The organism is Citrobacter sp. CK188 (assembly GCF_030333525.1).
In the GTDB taxonomy this organism is placed as follows: domain Bacteria; phylum Pseudomonadota; class Gammaproteobacteria; order Enterobacterales; family Enterobacteriaceae; genus Citrobacter_B; species Citrobacter_B koseri.
Genome location: NZ_JAOWFU010000028.1, coordinates 46,811 through 66,911, shown reverse-complemented (window position 1 = coordinate 66,911; position 20,101 = coordinate 46,811). Strand labels below are relative to the sequence as shown.

Annotated in this window: 17 protein-coding genes; 6 read left to right on the top strand and 11 right to left on the bottom strand. The window is 57.0% G+C overall.

Going from position 1 to position 20,101, the window contains the following annotated elements; translation table 11 throughout:
* Position 1: 1 nt before the first annotated feature.
* The 4 genes from OGV67_RS05255 to OGV67_RS05240 all read left to right on the top strand — a co-directional run bounded on the left by OGV67_RS05255 (position 2) and on the right by OGV67_RS05240 (position 3,050).
* A complete protein-coding gene (locus tag OGV67_RS05255) occupies positions 2 to 616 on the top strand; it encodes a YagU family protein (protein ID WP_024130867.1) in 615 nt (204 codons plus the stop codon).
* Positions 617 to 1,210: 594 nt separating this feature from the next.
* Positions 1,211 to 1,825 carry a methylthioribulose 1-phosphate dehydratase gene (locus tag OGV67_RS05250; protein ID WP_115614503.1) on the top strand — a complete coding sequence of 205 codons (615 nt, stop codon included), beginning with the start codon at positions 1,211 to 1,213 and terminating at the stop codon, positions 1,823 to 1,825.
* Positions 1,822 to 2,511 carry an acireductone synthase gene (gene mtnC, locus OGV67_RS05245; protein ID WP_286465031.1) on the top strand — a complete coding sequence of 230 codons (690 nt, stop codon included), beginning with the start codon at positions 1,822 to 1,824 and terminating at the stop codon, positions 2,509 to 2,511. Before OGV67_RS05250 ends, mtnC begins: the two co-directional genes overlap by 4 nt.
* Entirely contained in the window at positions 2,508 to 3,050 is a 543-nt protein-coding gene (locus OGV67_RS05240; RefSeq protein WP_115614501.1) for a 1,2-dihydroxy-3-keto-5-methylthiopentene dioxygenase, read from the top strand. Before mtnC ends, OGV67_RS05240 begins: the two co-directional genes overlap by 4 nt.
* Positions 3,051 to 3,094: 44 nt before the next feature.
* Here OGV67_RS05240 and mtnA read toward each other — a convergent pair whose 3' ends face one another.
* A complete protein-coding gene (gene mtnA / locus OGV67_RS05235) occupies positions 3,095 to 4,123 on the bottom strand; it encodes an S-methyl-5-thioribose-1-phosphate isomerase (RefSeq protein ID WP_110493926.1) in 1,029 nt (342 codons plus the stop codon).
* A 105-nt stretch (positions 4,124 to 4,228) separates the two neighbouring features.
* Between mtnA and mtnK the strand changes: the two genes are divergently transcribed.
* On the top strand, positions 4,229 to 5,428 hold the full coding sequence (mtnK, locus tag OGV67_RS05230) for an S-methyl-5-thioribose kinase (RefSeq protein ID WP_024130868.1): 1,200 nt from the start codon (positions 4,229 to 4,231) through the stop codon (positions 5,426 to 5,428).
* Between the two features lie 90 nt (positions 5,429 to 5,518).
* Here the strand turns inward: mtnK and OGV67_RS05225 are convergent, their stop codons facing one another.
* The 4 genes from OGV67_RS05225 to OGV67_RS05210 form a co-directional block, all read right to left on the bottom strand.
* A complete protein-coding gene (locus OGV67_RS05225; RefSeq protein WP_024130869.1) occupies positions 5,519 to 6,760 on the bottom strand; it encodes an LVIVD repeat-containing protein in 1,242 nt (413 codons plus the stop codon).
* A gap of 253 nt (positions 6,761 to 7,013) precedes the next feature.
* On the bottom strand, positions 7,014 to 8,078 hold the full coding sequence (locus OGV67_RS05220; RefSeq protein WP_060815943.1) for a sugar ABC transporter substrate-binding protein: 1,065 nt from the start codon (positions 8,076 to 8,078) through the stop codon (positions 7,014 to 7,016).
* A 20-nt stretch (positions 8,079 to 8,098) separates the two neighbouring features.
* The gene (locus OGV67_RS05215) at positions 8,099 to 9,094 is read right to left on the bottom strand and encodes an ABC transporter permease (RefSeq protein WP_047461798.1); all 996 of its coding nucleotides are present in this window, start codon (positions 9,092 to 9,094) and stop codon (positions 8,099 to 8,101) included.
* Positions 9,091 to 10,593, bottom strand: a complete 1,503-nt coding sequence (locus OGV67_RS05210; protein WP_115614500.1) for a sugar ABC transporter ATP-binding protein — start codon at positions 10,591 to 10,593, stop codon at positions 9,091 to 9,093. The genes OGV67_RS05215 and OGV67_RS05210 overlap by 4 nt, the downstream gene beginning before the upstream one ends.
* Before the next feature lie 505 nt (positions 10,594 to 11,098).
* Between OGV67_RS05210 and OGV67_RS05205 the strand changes: the two genes are divergently transcribed.
* Positions 11,099 to 12,640: a methyl-accepting chemotaxis protein gene (locus OGV67_RS05205; RefSeq protein WP_049011549.1), complete on the top strand. Its 1,542-nt coding sequence runs from the start codon at positions 11,099 to 11,101 to the stop codon at positions 12,638 to 12,640.
* Between the two features lie 57 nt (positions 12,641 to 12,697).
* Here the strand turns inward: OGV67_RS05205 and iolB are convergent, their stop codons facing one another.
* Genes iolB through OGV67_RS05175 form a run of 6 tightly spaced genes read right to left on the bottom strand, consistent with a single transcriptional unit; the run spans position 12,698 to position 20,077 of the window.
* The gene (gene iolB / locus OGV67_RS05200) at positions 12,698 to 13,513 is read right to left on the bottom strand and encodes a 5-deoxy-glucuronate isomerase (RefSeq protein ID WP_047461795.1); all 816 of its coding nucleotides are present in this window, start codon (positions 13,511 to 13,513) and stop codon (positions 12,698 to 12,700) included.
* Between the two features lie 9 nt (positions 13,514 to 13,522).
* Entirely contained in the window at positions 13,523 to 14,413 is an 891-nt protein-coding gene (gene iolE, locus OGV67_RS05195) for a myo-inosose-2 dehydratase (protein WP_115614499.1), read from the bottom strand.
* Between the two features lie 15 nt (positions 14,414 to 14,428).
* Positions 14,429 to 16,333 carry a bifunctional 5-dehydro-2-deoxygluconokinase/5-dehydro-2-deoxyphosphogluconate aldolase gene (locus OGV67_RS05190; RefSeq protein ID WP_012134750.1) on the bottom strand — a complete coding sequence of 635 codons (1,905 nt, stop codon included), beginning with the start codon at positions 16,331 to 16,333 and terminating at the stop codon, positions 14,429 to 14,431.
* 12 nt (positions 16,334 to 16,345) lie between these two features.
* Entirely contained in the window at positions 16,346 to 17,479 is a 1,134-nt protein-coding gene (locus OGV67_RS05185) for a Gfo/Idh/MocA family protein (protein WP_115181254.1), read from the bottom strand.
* Positions 17,480 to 17,489: 10 nt separating this feature from the next.
* Positions 17,490 to 18,518, bottom strand: coding sequence for an ABC transporter permease (locus tag OGV67_RS05180; RefSeq protein WP_047461785.1), 1,029 nt, complete (start codon positions 18,516 to 18,518; stop codon positions 17,490 to 17,492).
* Positions 18,519 to 18,529: 11 nt separating this feature from the next.
* Positions 18,530 to 20,077 (bottom strand): sugar ABC transporter ATP-binding protein, encoded by a 1,548-nt coding sequence (locus tag OGV67_RS05175; protein WP_047461783.1) that lies wholly within the window; start codon positions 20,075 to 20,077, stop codon positions 18,530 to 18,532.
* Between the last annotated feature and the right edge of the window lie 24 nt (positions 20,078 to 20,101).

The following is a 20,101-nucleotide window of genomic DNA, read 5'->3' as shown; positions in this document are numbered from 1 at the left end:
TATGAATATATTTGAACAAACTCCACCAAACCGCAGGCGTTATGGCCTGGCTGCATTTATTGGGTTAATCGCTGGTATCGTATCAGCATTTGTTAAATGGGGCGCTGAAGTACCTTTGCCACCCCGCAGTCCGACTGATATGTTCACTGCTGCATGCGGGCCGGAATCATTAATCAGGGCTGCCGGGCAAATTGACTGTTCCCGCAATTTCCTGAATCCCCCTTATATTTTCCTTCGTGACTGGATGGGGCTTGCTGATCCTAACGCTGCCGTCTACACCTTTGCCGGGCATGTGTTTAACTGGGTTGGTGTAACACACATCATCTTTTCGATTGTCTTCGCAGTGGGTTACTGTGTTGTTGCTGAAGTTTTCCCCAAAATTAAACTCTGGCAGGGTTTGCTGGCTGGTGCGCTGGCACAGCTTTTCGTACATATGATTTCCTTCCCTCTCATGGGGCTGACTCCACCTTTGGTTGACCTTCCATGGTATGAGAATGTATCCGAAATTTTTGGACATTTAATCTGGTTCTGGTCTATCGAAATTATCCGTCGGGATCTGCGTAACAGGATTACTCATCAACCAGACCCGGAGATCCCTTTGGGAACAAGCCGGTGACAAATTCTTAATGTGGTAAAATGGCGCAAACACAGCGCCATTTTTTAGTATCCATTTACTGAACTCCTGAGTTGCCTGTTTTAATCTCTCGCTAATCCCCTCTTCCCGGCCCAGACATTCCTGTTCTGTGAAAAAGAGAATAAACCACTTTCCATCCGTGCACCCGAATGTTCTTAATATCAAGGAGGAGATTTACGTCTGGTATCTGAGTCTGTTAAATAACATGATAAAAACCCGCGCACTTCCTGCATTGCTTTCCCTGAACATTTAAGCGGATCATCGGCACCTTGCCGATTAATACCTGTATGGATGTCCCCTCCTGGCAAAAAGCGGCCTGAACGAAGGGCTATCAGGTCTGCTATGGGCGACAAACCTACAGCTTCCATTGAAAACATCAATCAATACGCAAAATTCCCGCCCCTGAAAAACTCAACCACCTCCCCCACCAAGTCACACTGCCACCAGGACAATGTTGTTGCTCCTGCCCGGAAGAGTTGTGTTGCTGCTGCCGTAACACGATGTTAGCATTTGGCAATCAAGACGCTTAGATGTCTAAAAACCCCATTCCTGACCCCGAGAGAGGCTAAAAGGAAGATGACAGATAACCTGCAACTCACACAACTGGTCGAGACCTGCCGCTGGATAGGGGCAAAAGGCTGGGCTCCCGCCACTGGCGGCAATATGTCTGTCCGCCAGGACGACGCTTTTTGCTGGCTCAGCGAGTCGGGAAAAGATAAAGGCAACCTGACTACCGACGATTTTTTGCAGGTGGAAATCGCCACCAGTCACGCACCGTCCGGTCGCAAACCATCGGCGGAGACCGGGCTGCATACCCTGATTTATCGCCTCTTTCCCCAGGCAAACGCGGTGTTGCACGTCCACACCGTCAACGCCACGGTGCTCTCGCGCATCGTTAAAACGCCGGAGCTATATATCAGCGGTTTTGAAATGCAAAAGTCGCTTAGCGGGCAGACCACCCATCTTGATACCGTCTGCGTGCCGGTGTTCGACAACGACCAGGATATCGACGCGCTGGCGTCACGTATTGCGCATTACGCGCAAGGGCATTCTCTGAATTACGGTTTTCTTCTGCGCGGTCATGGCTTAACCTGCTGGGGACACTCAGTGGAGGAGGCCCGCCGTCATCTGGAGGGGCTGGAATTTTTATTTGAATGCGAAATGCGTTTGCGACAACTGGAGAGATTATGATTCGCGCGATTGTGACGGATATTGAAGGCACCACCAGCGATATCCGTTTTGTTCACAATGTTCTGTTCCCCTATGCGCGCGAGCGGCTGGCGGCGTTTGTCACCGCCCGGCAGTATGCTGAACCGGTAAAATCAATTCTTGATAATCTGCGCAACGAGATTGCCCGGCCAGACGCCAGTACCGCAGAACTTATCGAAACGCTTTTCACCTTTATGGATGAAGATCGCAAATCAACGGCGCTAAAAGCCCTGCAAGGCATTATCTGGCACGACGGTTACGTCAATGGCGACTTTACTGGTCACCTCTACCCGGACGTTCTGCCAGCGCTGGAGAAATGGAAAGCACAAGGCATTGATCTCTATGTTTATTCCTCCGGCTCCGTCGCAGCGCAGAAACTGTTATTTGGCTACAGCGACGAAGGTGATATTACTCATCTGTTCAGCGGCAATTTTGATACCCATATCGGCGCAAAGCGAGAAACGCAGTCATACCGCAATATCGCGTCGTATATCGGCGTCGCGCCGTCGCAAATCCTGTTCCTCTCCGATGTATATCAGGAGCTGGACGCTGCTGAAGAGGCGGGTCTTCGCACCCTGCAACTGATTCGTGGTGAGGGTGATGGCGCCAGCCGCCACCACCAGGTACATCAATTCGACGACATTAACCCGGAGCAGATCCTTTCATGAGCGCATTGACTATTTATTCCGATAAAGACTCCAGCCAGCCCCAGTGGCACAGTACCGACGCCGCAGAGATCGCCCAACAGCTCAACGCGAAAGGCGTCCGCTTCGAACGCTGGGTTGCAGACCGCGACTTAGGCCAGGCCCCCACGCCAGAAACGGTGCTCACCGCCTATCAACATGCGATTGATAAGCTGGTTGCCGAGAAAGGCTATCAGAGCTGGGATGTGATCAGCCTGCGCGCCGACAATCCACAAAAAGAGGCGCTGCGTGCAAAGTTTCTCAATGAACACACCCACGGCGAAGATGAAGTGCGCTTCTTCGTTGAAGGCGCAGGACTGTTTTGCCTGCACATTGGCGACCAGGTTTACCAGGTGCTGTGTGAGAAAAACGATCTGATTTCAGTGCCCGCCGGTACGCCGCACTGGTTTGATATGGGCTCCGAGCCAAACTTTACCGCGATCCGTATTTTCGATAACCCGGAAGGCTGGGTGGCGCAGTTTACCGGCGACGCCATTGCGGATGCCTATCCGCGCCTGCTTTAACGATCTGGCCGGGCGACGCTATCGTACGCCAGGCCTGCTCTGCATCAGGCCGCCTCCGTCCTGAAAACTCCCTTCGCCACGTCTTCTGGCGTCACCACACCGCTATCCAGCACCCAGCCGCTAATCAGCGCTGCTGGCGTCACGTCAAACGCCGGGTTATAGACCTGCGCATTTTCCGGCGCCCACTGTACCGCGCCAAAACTGCCCGCCACGCCGGTGACTTCTCCTGCTGCGCGCTGCTCAATCGGGATTGCGTTGCCATTCGGGCAGTGGGGGTCCAGCGTGGTTTGCGGCGCGGCAACGTAAAACGGAATACCGTGGAATTTCGCCAGCACCGCCAGCGAATAGGTGCCGATTTTATTCGCCACATCGCCATTTGCGGCAATACGGTCGGCCCCTACCCACACCGCGTCCACCAGCCCTTTCGCCATCAGGCTGGCAGCCATTGAGTCGGTAATCAGTTGATAGGGAACCCCCAGTTCGCCCAGCTCCCAGGCGGTGAGTCTGCCGCCCTGCAATAACGGGCGCGTTTCATCCACCCAGACATTTTGCACGTTGCCCTGTGCATACGCGCGGGCAATCACCCCCAGCGCCGTCCCCGTGCCCGCTGTCGCCAGCCCGCCGGTGTTGCAGTGGGTCAGCAGACGGCTGCCCGGCTTCACCAGTGCACTTCCCGCACGCGCGATATCGTCACAGAGTTGTTTGTCTTCATCGATCAGACGCAGTGCTTCCGCCGCCAGCGCCGGAACAAAGTCTTCTTGCCTCAGCGCCTGCTTCATGCGATCGAGATTGTTCATCAGATTGACCGCCGTCGGGCGCGCAGCGCGCAGCGTTTCCAGCGCTATCGCCAGTTCATCCCGGCGATAGCCTGACTCCGCCAGCAGCGCCAGTAGCAGACTGGCGGAAAGACCAATCAGCGGCGCACCGCGCACGCGCAGCGCGTGAATATGCCCCACCAGCGCTTCTACCGTTGAGGCATCCAGCCAGCGTTTCTCCTGCGGAAGCGCCTGCTGATCGAGAATAAATAATTGATTATCCGCCACCCGCAGGCTGGTCGTCTGTAATGTCTGCATGTCGTTAATTCTCTGTTGCGTTGTTGTATCACATTGTGTCAGGATGAATTACAGATGTATAGACGTCTACATGTCTTTATTAGTGAAATGAGAGAGGAACAGGCAATGTCGCAATACCGTACCTTTACCGCCCAGGATGCCGTGGAATACGCCCGAACGTTTGGCGGCATCGATGATCCATCCACACTGGTAGAGGCGCAGGAGGTGGGCGACGGCAACCTTAATCTGGTGTTTAAGATTTTCGATACCACAGGCGTAAGCCGCATCGTCGTCAAACAGGCGCTGCCTTACGTGCGCTGCGTCGGCGAATCCTGGCCGCTGACGCTGGATCGCGCTCGTCTTGAAGCGCAAACGCTGGTGGCGCATTACCAGCACTGCCCGCAGCATACGGTGAAAATCCACCATTTCGACCCTGAACTGGCGGTGATGGTGATGGAAGATCTCTCCGACCATAACATCTGGCGCGGCGAACTGATTAAAGGCGCCTGGTATCCGCAGGCGGCACGCCAGCTCGGCGAATATCTGGCGCAAACGCTGTTTCACACCAGCGATTTTTATCTCCACCCGCATGACAAAAAAGCGCAGGTGGCGACATTTATTAACCCGGAGATGTGTGAGATCACCGAAGATCTGTTCTTCAACGATCCCTACCAGATCCACGAGCGCAACAGCTATCCTGCGGAGATCGAAGGCGACGTCGCCGCGTTGCGCAGTGATGCTCAGCTTAAGCTGGCGGTGGCGGCGCTCAAACATCGTTTCTTCTCCCATGCCGAAGCGCTGCTGCACGGCGATATCCACAGCGGCTCGATCTTTGTCGCTGACGGTCGCCTGAAAGCCATCGACGCCGAGTTCGGCTACTTTGGGCCGATAGGCTTTGATGTGGGCACCGCCATCGGCAATCTGCTGCTGAACTTCTGCGGCCTGCCGGGTCATCTGGGTATTCGCGACGCCGCCGCCGCGCGTGAGCAGCGCCTGACGGATATTCAGGAGCTGTGGAACACCTTTGCTGAACGTTTTCAGGTGCTGGCGACGGAGAAAACCCGCGACGCGGCGCTACGCGCACCGGGCTATGCGTCGGAATTTCTGAAAAAAGTCTGGGCGGACGCCATCGGCTTTTGCGGCACCGAGCTGATTCGCCGCAGCGTCGGGCTGTCGCACGTAGCGGATATCGATACCATTCAGGATGCGGAAATGCGCCATGAATGCCTGCGCCATGCCATTACCCTCGGAAAAGCGCTGATTGTGATTGCCGACCGGATTGAGAGCGTGGAAGCGCTGATCGCGCGGGTGCGGCAGTACAGTTAAGTGCGGGCCGTTTGCCCGGTGGCGCTGCGCTTACCGGGCCTACGATCCGAATGCAGGCCGGGTAAGGCGAAGCCGCCACCCGGCAAATACTTACCCCAGATACTCAATCACTGATAACCCGCCGTTGTAATCCGTGCTGTAGATAATCCCCCGCGCATCGACAAACACATCGCAGGACTGGATCACCTGCGGGCGATTTGGCCGCGTATCCATCATCTTCTCAGGCGCCGCAGGCACCAGCGCGCCGGTTTCTACCGGACGATAAGGATTGGAAATATCATAAGCGCGCACCCCTGCGTTCTGGTAAGTGGCGAAAATCAGCGTCGAGCTAATAAAGCTGCCAGGGCGGTTTTCGTGCAGGTTATGCGGCCCGAAGTGCGCCCCTTTCGCCACGTAATCAGCCTCATCCGGCTGCGGGAAGGTGGCGATGCTCACCGGATTCGACGGCTCGCGGATATCAAACAGCCAGATCAGCTTTTCGCCGTCTTCCTGATTGTCGAGCACCGCTTCGTCCAGTACCACCAGCAGATCGCGGTCCGGCAGCGGCAGCGCAGTGTGTGTGCCGCCGCCAAACGGCGGGCTCCAGTTGCGATGGCTAATCAGTTTCGGCTGCGTGCGATCTTGCACATCCAGCAGCGTCAGACCACCGTCACGCCAGCTACCGTAGGCGGTATCGCCAGCGATAATCGCGTGATGCAGCGCATAGCGTTTGCCCTCCGGCCAGTCTGGCGTCTCTCCCGCCGCCTGATTCATCCCTGGCAACCACCAGCGCCCGGCCACCTCTGGCTTACGCGGATCGGCCAGATCGATGGTCAGGAAGATGTAGTCGGTGAAACCGTCGATCAGCGCCGAGACGTAGGCCCAGCGTCCGCCGACGTACCAGATGCGGTGAATGCCAATCCCATTCAGGGAGAGAAAACCGATTTCACGCGGTTTATCCGGCGTGGAAATATCAAACACGCGCAGCCCTGCGCTCCAGCCCCGGTCCTGCACATCGCTGACCGTCTCACCGACCTGCCGCGTGTAGTAGACCTTTTCATCGGCAAAGCGGGCATCGGCGAACAAATCGCGGGCGTTAATCACCAGCAGCAGATCGTCATGCGCCTGCAAATGCACGTTCCAGGTGCCTGGCGGTGCAGGCACATAGCCCGCCGCCCGTGGATTTTTCGGGTCACGCACGTCAACAATCGAAAACCCCTGCGACACCATATGGCCAATATAGGCAAAACCGCGATGTACCATCAGCTGTACGCCGTCCGGGCGACCGCCCTGGTCGCTATGGCCAATCAGCCGCATATTGCGGCTATAGTCGGGGCGCGGTAATTCAGTCACCTTAATCTCCTTTTGCCAAACGGCGTCACCGCCTTATCTGGCCTACAGGGAACACATTGTAGGCCCGGTAAGCGCAGCGCCAGCGGGCATTACGCCGGATGGCGGCGTAACCGCCTTATCCGGCCTACAGAGAGCACATTGTAGGCCCGGTAAGCGCAGTGCCACCGGGCATTACGCCGGATGGCGGCGTAACCGCCTTATCCGGCCTACAGGGAGCGCATTGTAGGCCCGGTAAGCGCAGCGCCACCGGGCATTATTTATTCTTCGCTTCAAGCGTCGCAAACCACGGCGCGATAAAGTCTTCCGTCTGGCCCCAGCCCGGAATGATTTTGCCTAATGAGGCGACGTTAACCGCCCCCGGCTGCGCTGCCAGCAGCGCCTGCGGAATGGCTGCGGCTTTAAAATCGTAAGTAGCAGGCGTAGGTTCACCGGCAATCTTATTGGCAATCAGCCGCACGTTAGTGGCGCCAATCAGTTTTGGGTCAACCGCCACGCTCACCTTCCACGGGCTGCCCGCCTCGCGCATCAGTTGCAAATCCTGGTTGGAGATGTCGATGCTGTAGAGCTTAATCTCAGTGCGGCCATTCTCTTTCAGCGCTTTGTACGCCCCCTGGCTAAAGGCGTCCCAGGTTCCCCAGATAGCGTCGATTTTCCCTTTCGGGTATTTCGCCAGCACCGCGCCCACTTTGTTGGCGGTATCGCCCTGCACGTCGGAAGAGACCGCACCGATAGACTCCAGCTCTTTAATCCCCGGATTGTCCTTCAGCATTTGCTGATAAGCCGCCTGGCGGCGCTCCATCGGCGGGAAACCGGCGACCCACAGCTTGATAATATTGGCTTTACCGTTGAAATCTTTTACCAGTTGTCCGAAGGAGAGATGGGTCAGCGAGGCGTCATCCTGCTGAGTTACCGTCACGCCCGGGATCTCACCGTTGACGGCGGTATCAAACACCGCCACTTTGATCCCGGCATCTACCGCTTTCTTCACCAGCGCGGTGGAGTACGGATCGCGCCCCTGAGAGAGAATAATACCGTCATACTTCTGGCTGATCGCCTGGTTAACGAAATCCTGGAATTTCGCGTCGTCGCCATTGCTTAAAAAGGTGCTGACCTTAAAGCCGAGCTTTTTCCCCTCCTGAATCGCGCCCGCAACGAACTGGGTCGTGTTGTCATCAGAGCCAAGGTTGCGGATCACCGCAATGCGAACCGGGCCATTATGCCCGGCAATGGCCGCTGGCACCGGCGCAGGCGTTGCCGCATAGCCCGGCAGCGAACTCAGTAATCCCAGCGCCAACAAAGAAAGTGCAGTTTTTTTCATTATCGTTTCCCGTTGTGTTGTTAACGTTTTTGTATGTAGGTGATCGCCAGCGCCGCCGCCAGCACCAGCCCTTTTATAATGTCCATTGCGTAATAGGGCACCGAGAGCATCACCAGCCCGTTGGAGAGCACGCCAAGGATCACCGCCCCCACCAGCGTGCCAAGCGCATTCGGTTTGCCGGAACCGGCCAGCGAAAAGCCGATCCACGCCGCCGCGACGGCATCCATCAAATAGCCGCCCCCGGCGTTAACCTGTGAAGAGCCAATACGCGAAGCCAGCAGGATGCCCCCTAACCCCGCCAGCAGCGAGGCAATAACGTAGGCCGCCACTTTATAGCGGGTGGTGCGAATACCGGAGAGGCGCGCCGCTTCCGGGTTGCCGCCAATGGCGTACATCCGTCGCCCGTGGGTGGTCAGCGACAGCGCGAGCTGCGCCGCCAGCGTCACGACCAGCATCACGACAACAATAGTCGGCACCTGCCCCAGCGCGCCGAATGCCGCCGGAATAAGCCCCTCAGCCATTTCACCGCTCGGCAGCACCATGTTTTCAGTAATAGAGCCGCCGTAGCTGTAGGTCATCGCCACCCCCTGAATCACAAACAGGCTGGCAAGCGTGGCGAGCATGTCGGGAATACGCAGCACCACAATCAGAAAAGCGTTGAACAGCCCCACCAGCGTACAGAGCGCCAGGGTAATGACAATCGCCCCGGTGGTGCCAAAGCCGTGCCAGACGAACAGCGAAATCACCAGTGCGTTCGCCAGCGACGCGGTTGAGCCAACGGAAAGATCAAAGCCGCCGACGGTAAGCGAGATGGAGACGCCAATCGCAATCACCGTGACGATCGCAATAGAGCGCAGGATGTTGATGATATTGAAGGGATCGAGGAAGTTATCCGACGCGACGCCAAAAATGGCGATCAGCGCGACAACCGTCAGCAGCATGCCCCACTTATAGAGAAAATCGAAAATCTGCTGGCGGCCAGACGCCGCTGCATTGACTGAAAGGGCCTTACTCACAACGCCGTTCCTCCGGTTGAATAATAAAGTAGTGTCTCTTCGCGGGCCTGCGCGCCTTCCACTTCCGCCACGATGCGCCCGTCCCACAACACGCAGATGCGGTCACACAGCCCCACCAGTTCGGCGAACTCACCGGAGGCGTAAATCACCCCTTTGCCTTCCCGCGCCAGGCCGTCGATCAGCGCAAACAGATCGGTTTTGGCTTTCACGTCCACGCCTTTGGTCGGCTCGTCGAAAATCAGCACGCGGGCGTCGCCGCGCAGCCATTTGCCGATCGCCACTTTCTGCTGGTTGCCACCGGAAAGCCGACGCAACACTTGCCCCGGCCCGCGAGCGCGCACGCCGACGCGGGCAATTACCGCTTCCGCCCAGCGCCATGCCTGACGATGACCAAACAAGCTCCAGCGCGAGAAACGGTTATCGGAGGCAACCGCCAGGTTCATGGCGACGGACTCATCAATAAAAATGCCCTCTTTGCGCCGCTCCTCCGGCACCAGCGCCAGCCCGCGCGTCACCGAATCAACCGGGTCGCGCGGCGTCCACGGCTGATGATTGAGTTCGCCGCGTTCAACGCGGCTTTTCGACGCGCCGAACAGCGCCTTGCACAGCTCGGTTTTCCCGGCTCCTGCCAGCCCGGCGATGCCGAGAATTTCACCTTTACGCAGGTGCAAACTGATATTTTTCAGCAGCCGTTCATCGTGCAGCCCTTCCACGCGCAGCAGCGTTTCATCAGCATGCGGCGGGCGTTTTGGCGGATAGATATCGTTTAACTCATGACCCAGCATCTTCTCGACGATGGCGTCAGCGCTCAGTTCCGCCATCGGCCCGGACTCAATCAACTTGCCATCGCGCAGTACGGTTAAGGTGTCGCAAATGGCCTTTAGCTCATGAATGCGATGGGAGATAAACACCACGCCGATCCCCTGTTGTTGCAGGCGTTTCACCACAGCAAACAGCCGTTCGCTTTCATGCTGATCGAGCGGCGCGGTGGGTTCATCAAGGATCAGAAAACGACAGTGGTGCGAGAGCGCGCGGGCCAGCAGGATCTGCTGCTTTTCGGCGAGCGTGCAACCATCGATGACCCGGCGCACGTCCAGATGAACATCGAGCTGGGCCAGCGCGTCACGCGCCTGCTGGCGAATAGCGCGCCAGCGGTAGCGGTGTCCCGGCTGCGCCAGCTGATCGAGCATAATATTTTCCGCAATACTCAACCCCGGGATCAGCGCAACATCCACCTCCTGCTGCACCAGATGAATGCCCAGCCGTTTGGCATCCAGCGGTTCGCGTATCGGCACCGGCTGGTTATTAATTGCAATTTCCCCTTCGTAATGGTCGTGCGTGCCGCAGAGCACCGCCATCAGCGTGGATTTCCCCGCACCGTTCGCCCCCGTCAGCGCGTGCACGGAACCGCCCGTCAGGGTGAAATCAACGCGGGAGAGCGCCTGAAAGCCGGAAAAGGCCAGGCTGATACCGCGCATGTCGAGGCGACTGGAGAGCATCCGCTGTAAATCCTTTCTGATAATCATTTGATTTACGAAATTTTTCACAGCTCTCCCTGACTGACAACGACATAAAAAGCATAAGATAAAGCAAAATATTATTAGCCATCCAGATGTCTATAAATGACATCGGGTTAGCTCATCACAAAGGGATCGCATCATGAGTAAGAATACTGACCGCTACGCGGCAGCGGGTTTCGAGGGTGGACTAAAACCCATCAAGGAAAGCGGGCATTTATCAGCCCCAATAAATCAGCTCTTTTTTATCTTTTAGATTTAGTTTAAGTCGATATATATCAATTCCAGTTTATCAACCTGCATTTATGTGTTTCATATTTATGACACGCCATGTTTATTAAAAATAAAAATTCATTTGAAGTGCTTTCATATAAATGATGATTAGTAGAGAATGTAACACCTCAGATAAAACCGCCATTTACTATTATTTACCTGATGCACAATGGGTGAAATTTGCATTTCATATAAATAGCGTCATGGAGTTTTCATGAAAAACAACACAGCTGTCACGCAAAAAGAATATTTGCTTAACAATAAAACAACGTTATTATCAACCACAGATAAAGACAGTCATATTACCTATGCTAACTCTGCATTTATCGACGCCAGCGGATTTAATGAAACGCAGTTAATGGGTAAACCACATAATATTATTCGCCACCCGGACATGCCCTCTGCCGCTTTCGCTGACATGTGGCACACGATACTGCAAGGCGATAGCTGGACCGGGCTGGTCAAAAACCGGCGACAAAACGGCGATCATTACTGGGTACGCGCAAATGTTACCCCTGTCTGGCAAAATGAAAAATTAACGGGGTATATTTCAGTACGCACCGTGCCTTCCCGGGATGAAGTTTCGCACAGCGAACAGCTTTATCAGAAAATAAATAATAATGGAATTAAAGGGTTTCGACTTTTTAAAGGCATAATTATCCGTCGCGGAGCGCTGTCCTGGCTTTCGATGTTTAAATGGCTGTCGGTTAGCCAACGCGTCAATTATGCTTTAGCCATCACCAGTCTGGCAGCCCTGTTATTTATTTTCTTACCTGTTCCTCCTGCTATTCAGGGGGGCAGCATCATCGTATTATTTTTGCTCCTGGCTATTTACCTTAAGGTTCAAATTTGTCAGCCGGTTAATACGCTGCTGGTGCAGATGCAAAAAGTGGTTTCGGGCCGTAAACCTGATAATTGCCATTTGCAGCGCGTAGACGAAATAGGGATGCTCATGCGACTGGTGAATCAATCGGGGCTTAATCTACGCTCCCTGGTTGATGATGTCAGCACGCAAATATCCGGTATTCAGGCTATCAGCCAGCGCGTGTCTCAGGAAGGCACGGCATTGCAGAGCCGTTCAGAAGAGACATCTGCCGACCTGCAACAAACCGCCGCAGCCATTGAAGAGATCGGTAGCGCTGTACAACAAACCGCGGATACCGCAGCCCAGACAATGACGATGGCCGACAGTACCAGCGCCAATGCGACTGAAGGCGGCCATATCATGAAGCAAACCATCACCATGATGCAGGCTATCTCGCGCGATAACAGTCAAATCGTGGACATTATCGGCGTCATTGACAGTATTGCTTTTCAGACCAACATCCTGGCGCTGAATGCAGCGGTCGAAGCGGCCCGCGCCGGTGAATCCGGGCGCGGATTTGCGGTCGTTGCCGCAGAGGTGCGTAACCTCGCCCAGCATTCTGCGTCTGCGGCAAAAGAGATCAAGCAGCTTATCGAGAAAAACGTCACCAACGTCAATACGGGAGTGCAAATGGTCGAGCAGACGGAAACACACCTTACCGGGATGATCGATGACGTGTTGCAGATGTCTACCATGATCAAAGAGATAAGCCTGGCGACGCGGGAACAAACTTTAGCGCTCGAACAGATCAACAATTCAATTTCACGAATTGGTTCCATGACGGACAATAATGCGGAAATGGTGGAACAGGTAACGGATGCCGCGGGGGATTTAACGGGACGCGCGTCACGGCTGCAACAGGCCGTACAGGTCTTTGGCGCCTCACGATAGCAGCGAAAAGTAAAAAGCCCTCAGCATACGCCAGGGGCTTTTTTATTTACCGCGTTCTCAACGCGCAGGGTAATCGCGGTTAATCCACGCGTGATCGTCTTCCCAGGTGAAAATCCATTTGCGCACCGGGCCTGCCATCACATTCAGGTAATAACTGTCATACCCGGCCATTGTCGCCACCGGGTGATAGCCTTTCGGCACCATCACGACGTCACGGTTGTAGACCGCCATACACTCATCGAGCGAGCGATCGTCGGTGTATACCCGCTGCATACAAAATCCCTGTTCCGGGTTGAGGCGATGGTAATACGTCTCCTCAAGAAGGGTCTCGTAAGGCGGATTATCAGTGTCGTGCTTGTGGCTCGGGTACGAACTGGTACAGCCTTCGTGAGTCCACACTTCCACCACCAGCAGACTATCGGCGGGTTTATCTTCCGGCAGAATGTTGTGTACATAACGCTGGTTATGCCCCTTGCCCCTTGCCTCGCCGTCGATATCCTGCGGTGCAATCAGGCGGGTAGGATACGTTCCCTTGCCCGGCGCGGCGCATACCGCCAGCTCCAGCTTTGTTAACGCCTGTACCTGTACCGTTTCTCCGGGCGTAACGTATACCGCCCACGGCTTAATACGCTCGAACGGGCTCATCCGCTCGCCAATCTCTGAAAACTGCGCGGTTGGCGTGGTGACAGACGCCCTCCCCGCCACCAGCACCAGACAGCGCTCTTCAGCAACGGCGGGAAGATGCAACTGCTGCCCTTCTTCAAGCTCAAACGCGTCAAAACCGACGTAGCCCCAGCCTGCCCGCTCCGGGGTGACGGACTGGGTACGTCCCTGCGCGTCAGGCTGTTGCCAGCGTGACAGTAAACGTGACATAGCGCCTCCTCAGATAAGACCGGCATCCCGCGCCAGGCGGCTCAGGTTGTTATATCCCAGCCGCGCGTAAGTCAACGGATGGGCAATCGCCGGGTCCTGCTCCGCCTCCACCACCAGCCAGCCGTGATAATCGTGCTCTTTCAGCAGTCGCATAATCGGCAGGTAATCCACGCAGCCGTCGCCCGGTACGGTAAAGACGCCGCTGAGCACCGCATCCAGAAAGCTGGTTTTACGGTTTTTCACATCCGCCAGCACGTCGGCGCGCACGTCTTTACAGTGCACATGATTAATACGGCTCGCCCAGCGTTGCGCCACCGCCAGCGGGTCGGCGCCAGCAAACGTTAAATGACCGGTATCCAGCAGCAATCCAACCTCATCGCCGGTATGGGTCATCAGATTGTCCACATCTTCTGCGGACTCAATCACCGTCCCCATATGGTGATGATAAGCAATCTGCACCCCCTGCTGCTGTGTATAGCGGGCGAACGCGGTGAGCTTCTCGCCATACTCCGCCCAGCGCGCCTGCGGGAATCGCGGACGCAGGTGAACCGGCGTCTGCTGTTCGCCGTGAATGCAATGGCTCACCTCAGCGAAAACCATCACTTTCGCCCCCAGCTCGCGCAATAACGTCAAATGCGCCTGCGCCGCCGCAATCTCTTCTTCTACGCTCCGCTCCAGCAGGCGACCGGAATACCACCCGGACACCAGCTTCAGATCGTGGCGTTGCAGGATTGGCCCCAGCAGGCGCGCCTCGCGTGGGAATTTATTACCGAGTTCAAAGCCCGCAAAACCAGCCTCTTTACCTTCGCTCAGACAGGTATCCAGCGGCGTTTCCGCGCCAAGAGAGGGCAAATCATCATTGGTCCATGTCAGCGGATTAATGCCTAATTGCACAGCCATAATGTTCTCCTAAAGTTATGCCTGCCCGCGCTCGCGCCACCAGGCGATCAGTTGCAGATAGTTATCCCGAATGCGCGTCACCAGTTGCGCATCGTCAATGTCATGTTTCAGCCATGCGCGGGAAGCCTCGCCAAACAGCGTGCGCCCCACCGCAAACCCTTTCACCAGCTCATGTCCGGCAGCGGCTCTGAACCCTGCGCGTAACTGTTCGGCTGGCGCATCCAGCCCAAGAATCACCACGCCACGGCAGTGCGGGTCGCGGCGTTCGATAATGTCACTCAGCGCCGTCCAGCCGTCAGAGGAGAGCGGCGGCAGTTTCCACCAGTCGGGGTAAATGCCCAGGTTGTAGAAGCGGGAGATAGCCCGCAGGTAAAGCTCATCGCTGCGCGGCATACCCACAGGTAAAATCACTTCCAGCAGCAGCTCATGCCCCGACTGACAGCAGGCGTGATACACCTCGGCGATTTTCTGCTCCTGCTCCAGGCGCAGACCGTGGGCATCTTCCGGGTGGAAAAAGACCAGGCACTTCACCACATGTTCCTGCGGCCAACTGATAAGCTGAGTGCCAATGTTGCCGTGCTCCATCTCCAGCGGCCGTGAACCGGGAAGCTCAATCGGGCGGCCAATCCACCACCCTTCGCCGGTTATCGCATTCAGCGCGTCCTGGCCAAACGTTCCGTCGCACAGCAGACCGGCTTTTCCTTCCAGCCCCGCGCTGTTCGCCGCATCGCGGCTGGCCTGTAAGATCAGCGTTTTCAGCGCCGGAATGCGCTTCAGGGAGGCGCCGCACTGTAGCGCCATCTCTTCAAGCTGACTGCGGTGATCAAACGCCATCACGCACAGTTCCGGCCAGTTACGCCGACGCGTCGTGACGCGATGCAGATGATTAAGCCGTGGATCAAGATCCGGGCGCGGCACCTGATGCTCGCGGGAGAGGTAGTCATCCAGCTCCACCTTACTCGGCATCGCGGGCGCGCAACCGTGGCGCGAGACCACCAGCGCGCCGCAGGCGTTGGCGTAGCGGCAGGCCTGCTCCCAGCCTTCATCATTGAGATAACCGCGCAGCAGCCCCGACATAAACGCATCGCCCGCGCCGAGCACATTGAGCACCTCGACGCGCACGCCGGTCACCGTCAGCCCGTCATCCAGCGATGGCGGAATCGAGTCGGTATACACCGAGCAGCCCAGCGCGCCGCGTTTACAAACCAGCGTCGCCGCGCTTACCTCACGCACCTGCGCCAGCGCCTGCACGGTATCGGTAGCGCCGCCCGCAATATGAAACTCCTCCTCGGTGCCGACGATCACATCAAACAGGTGCAACACCGCCTGCAACTGGCGAGTGACCTGCTCTGCGGCAATAAAGCGCGTTTCGCCGTCGCCCAGCGAGGTCAGCCCCCACAGCACCGGACGATAGTCGATATCCAGTACCGTGCGCACGCCGTGACGGCGGGCACAGGTCAGCGCGGTCAGCACCGCGTCGCGGGTTTGCGGATGAGAAAGATGGGTCCCGGTGATGGCGAGGCAGCGGGATGAAGCGATGTACTGCTCGTCAACATCGCTGGCGGTAATCGCCATATCCGCGCAGTTATCGCGATAAAAAATCAGTGGAAAGGTGTCCCGGTCTTTAATGCCGAGTAGCACCAGCGCCGTCAGGCGTTCTTTATCCGTTATCAGATGGCTGGTATCGCAGCCAACATGGTTAAGCTCTTCGCGCAAAAAGCGCCCCATATGTTCGTCGCCCACTCTTGCCAGCATTGACGAACGCAGCCCCTGGCGCGCGGCGCCGTAGGCGACATTCCCGGAGGAACCGCCGAGGTATTTGGCAAAACTTGAGACATCCTCCAGCCGTGCGCCAATCTGCTGGCTGTAGAGGTCAACCGCCACGCGGCCCATGCATATCACATCAAACTGCTTTTCCACGTTGATACCTCGTCAGACAATATCGTTCACATTCAGCCAGCGGCCTTCCTGATGCGAGAGCGCGATGGCGTCCAGCACGCGCGACACTTTCCAGCCCTCTTCAAAATCCGGCCACATCGGCGCATCGGCGGCAACGCCGTTCACCAGGTCGCGGATTTCCACCGTTTTCTGATCGTTAAAGCCGATGCCGTGCCCCGCCCCCATGCAAAACGCGGCATAGTCCGGGTGCGCGGGCCCCACCAGTAGGGTGCGAAATCCCTGGCGGTTAACCGGATCGTCATGCAGATAGAGCTTCAGCTCGGCCATTCGCTCCTGGGTAAAACTGATGGCGCCTTTGGTGCCGGTAATCACGTATGACAGCCCCATTTTGCGCCCGCAGGCCACGCGGGAGGTTTCGATCACCCCCTGCGCGCCGCTGGCGAATCGCACCATCGCATGCGCCTGATCTTCGTTTTCCACGACCACCTTCTGCGCCGATCCCGCGCTGGCCGGGCGCTCCGGCACCACAATTTTCAGGTCGCCGCAGACCTCGCGAATATCGCCGACCAGGTAGTGCGCCATATTGACGATATGCGCCGCCAGATCGCCCAGCGCCCCTAACCCCGCCGTCTCCTTAAAGCAGTGCCAGTGAATGGGGGAAAGCGGGTCGGCCATATAGTCCTCGTTGTGGGTGCCGTAGAAGTGGATCACATCGCCTATCTCCCCTCGCGCGATGATCTCTTTCGCCAGCGCCGCCGTCGGGTTCTTCATATAGTTAAAGCCCACCAGCGTTTTCACCCCGGCCTGTTTTGCGGCCTCAACCATTTCGCGGGCATCGTGAGCGTTCAGCGCCAGCGGCTTTTCCGAATAGACGTGCTTACCGTGGCGAATGGCCGCCAGCGCCATCTCTTTATGCAGATGGTTGGGCGAACAGATATCCACCACATCGATATTCGGGTCTGCCACCAGTTCGCGCCAGTCGCCGGTCGAACGGCGAAACCCGAATGCCTGCGCCCGTTCCGCCGCCAGCTCCGGCGTCACCTCCGCCACCATTTCGCGCACCAGCTGGCCTTGCAGGTTGAACACCGTCGGCGCCTGGGCATAGGCAATGGCGTGCGCCTTGCCGATGTATCCCGTCCCAATCAATCCAATTCGCACTTGTTTCATTATTTATCCCTCACAGCGCGCCACGACGGCTCTTGGCATAGGTATCAAACGCCACCGCCAGCACAATAATCAGCCCGGTAATAATTTGTTGGTAGTAGGCGGAGACGTTCATCAGCACCAGACCGTTTATCAGAATGCCCATAATGATCGAGCCGATAACGGTGCCGCCGATGCGACCATAGCCGCCCATCAGCGATGTCCCGCCAATGACCACCGAGGCGATAACGCGCAGCTCAAAGGAGATCCCGGCCACCGCCTCCGCGCTGCCCAGACGGGCGCTCAGCACAAACCCCGCCAGCCCGGCCAGACAGCCAATCACGACATACACGCTGACCAGCACACGTTTGACGTTGACCCCGGCAAGACGCGCCGCCTCCGGGTTGCCGCCAATGGCGTAGACGAAACGGCCCCAGCGCGTTTTGTGCAACGCCAGATAACCGCCGATCGCCACCAGCGCAAAAATCCAGATCGGGATGGAAATACCGAGCAGTTCGCCACGCCCCCACCAGCGGTAGCCCTGGTCAAAACCGGCAATGGGCGCGCCGTCGTTAATCACCAGCGTCAGGCCGCGCCAGATGGTCATCCCGCCAAGGGTGACAATGAACGGCGGCAAGCGCAGGCGGGTCACGCCCAGGCCATGCAGGAAGCCAATCGCCGTCCCCATCGCCAGGCAGATGCCGAGGCCAATCAGCCAGCTCATCCCGCCCCAGGCGCTCGGGTCTACCGTGGTGAAGTTGTCGCCTTTAATCACGTATGCTGCCGTCATGGCGCATACCGCCAGAATGGAGCCGACAGACAGATCGATTCCGGCAGTCAGGATGACGAACGTCATTCCCACGGCCATGATCCCGTAGATCGACACCTCGGTCAGGATGTTGAAAATATTGCGTTCTGACAGGAAGTTACTGTTCTGCGTCTGGAAAAAAATCAGCAGCAGGAACATAAAAATCAGTACCCCAAAGCGCTCGAAAAAAGCGATCGGATCGATACGTCCGTTACGTTTGGCAGGGGGTTGCGTTTTGGTCACTATCTGCGTCATGTGAAACTCCGTTATGCCGCGTTCAGGGCGTTATGGTTGATGGCCATCATCATCATGAGCCGCTCTTCGGTGGCGTCATCGCCGTGGATTTCACCGGTTACCCGGCCTTCGCTTAAGGTGATGATCCGGTCGGAAACCGCCATCACTTCGGGCAGATCGGAAGAGATCACAATCACCGCCACGCCCTGTTTCGCCATATCAAACAGCACCTGGTGCACCTCGGATTTGGTGCCCACATCGATGCCGCGCGTCGGTTCATCAACAATCAGCACCCGTGGATTGAGCGCCATACAGCGCGCGAGGATCACTTTCTGCTGATTGCCGCCGGAGAGCTTGCGCACCTCCTGTTCGCTGTTGACCATCTTGATTTGCAGCGCCTGGCGGTAAGATTCGATCAGGTCATCTTCTTTGCGGGTGTTGACGAAAAAGCGCCAGCGCAGCAGTGAAGAGAGACTGGAGAGCGACAGGTTGTCGCGAATAGACAGTCCCAGCACCGCCCCCTCTTTTTTGCGATCTTCCGGCACCAGCGCCACGCCCTGATCCAGCGCGTACATCGGGTCACGGGGGTGATACGCCGCGCCGTCCAACTCGAACGTCCCGGAAGTAAAGCCGTCAGCGCCAAAAAGACAGCGCGCCACTTCGGTACGCCCGGCGCCGACCAGCCCCGCAATCCCCAGCACCTCCCCGGCGTGAACGTGAAAGCTGATGTCGTGCAGCGCAATGCCGTGCGGGTCCAGCGGCGGCTTTTCGCGACACAGCCCCTTCACCGCAAGGCGAATCGGTTTGTCTTCATGATGGGTTTCACTGGGGGGGCGGCGATTAAAAGCCACGTCTCGTCCCACCATCAGGCGGATCAGCTGTTCCACGTTGGTTTCCGCGACCGCGCCGCTGCCGGTAAAGCGGCCATCCTGAAACACGGTAAAACGATCGCAGAGCTGGAAAACTTCATGCAGGCGATGGGTGACGTAAATAATGCTCACGCCCCGACCTTTAAGTTCCCGCACGACGCGATGCAGGCTTTCCACTTCGCTGTCGCTCAGCGCGGCGGAAGGTTCATCCATAATGATGAGCTTCGCGTTCAGGGTCAGCGCGCGGGCGATCTCCACCATTTGCTGCTGCGCCACGCTCAGGCGGGCAACCGGCGTGGTCGGCGCGACATTCAGTTGCAGATAGTCCAGCACCACCTGCGCCTCCTGGTTCACGGCCTTCGCATCGACAATCACATTACGTTTACGCGGCTCGCGCCCGAGAAACATATTTTCCGCAACGGTCATGTTGGGCAGCAGATTAAATTCCTGATAGATGGTAATGATGCCTTTGTTTTGCCGCTCAACCGGCGAGTCCTCCACCGGCAGCGTTTCGCCATTGAACCAGATGTCCCCACGGGTCTGCGGCTGCGCCCCTGCCAGCGCTTTCAGCAGCGTGGACTTCCCCGCGCCGTTCTCGCCAAGCAGCGCGTGAATCTCCCCCGTCCCGACGGTCAGTTGTACGTTGCTCAACGCCCAGACGCCGGAAAAGCTCTTTGCCAGATCGGTAACGTTCAGTAAGGGTTGCAACATCGGTCTGCTCCTCCTTTAATGCGA

Bases quoted from the DNA above. Each gene is read 5' to 3' on its own strand.
- OGV67_RS05255 (WP_024130867.1), top strand. From the start codon at position 2: ATGAATATATTTGAACAAACTCCACCAAACCGCAGGCGTTATGGCCTG.
- OGV67_RS05250 (WP_115614503.1), top strand. From the start codon at position 1,211: ATGACAGATAACCTGCAACTCACACAACTGGTCGAGACCTGCCGCTGG.
- mtnC (WP_286465031.1), top strand. From the start codon at position 1,822: ATGATTCGCGCGATTGTGACGGATATTGAAGGCACCACCAGCGATATC.
- OGV67_RS05240 (WP_115614501.1), top strand. From the start codon at position 2,508: ATGAGCGCATTGACTATTTATTCCGATAAAGACTCCAGCCAGCCCCAG.
- mtnA (WP_110493926.1), bottom strand. From the start codon at position 4,123: ATGCAGACATTACAGACGACCAGCCTGCGGGTGGCGGATAATCAATTA.
- mtnK (WP_024130868.1), top strand. From the start codon at position 4,229: ATGTCGCAATACCGTACCTTTACCGCCCAGGATGCCGTGGAATACGCC.
- OGV67_RS05220 (WP_060815943.1), bottom strand. From the start codon at position 8,078: ATGAAAAAAACTGCACTTTCTTTGTTGGCGCTGGGATTACTGAGTTCG.
- OGV67_RS05210 (WP_115614500.1), bottom strand. From the start codon at position 10,593: ATGCTCTCCAGTCGCCTCGACATGCGCGGTATCAGCCTGGCCTTTTCC.
- OGV67_RS05205 (WP_049011549.1), top strand. From the start codon at position 11,099: ATGAAAAACAACACAGCTGTCACGCAAAAAGAATATTTGCTTAACAAT.
- iolB (WP_047461795.1), bottom strand. From the start codon at position 13,513: ATGTCACGTTTACTGTCACGCTGGCAACAGCCTGACGCGCAGGGACGT.
- iolE (WP_115614499.1), bottom strand. From the start codon at position 14,413: ATGGCTGTGCAATTAGGCATTAATCCGCTGACATGGACCAATGATGAT.
- OGV67_RS05185 (WP_115181254.1), bottom strand. From the start codon at position 17,479: ATGAAACAAGTGCGAATTGGATTGATTGGGACGGGATACATCGGCAAG.
- OGV67_RS05180 (WP_047461785.1), bottom strand. From the start codon at position 18,518: ATGACGCAGATAGTGACCAAAACGCAACCCCCTGCCAAACGTAACGGA.
- OGV67_RS05175 (WP_047461783.1), bottom strand. From the start codon at position 20,077: ATGTTGCAACCCTTACTGAACGTTACCGATCTGGCAAAGAGCTTTTCC.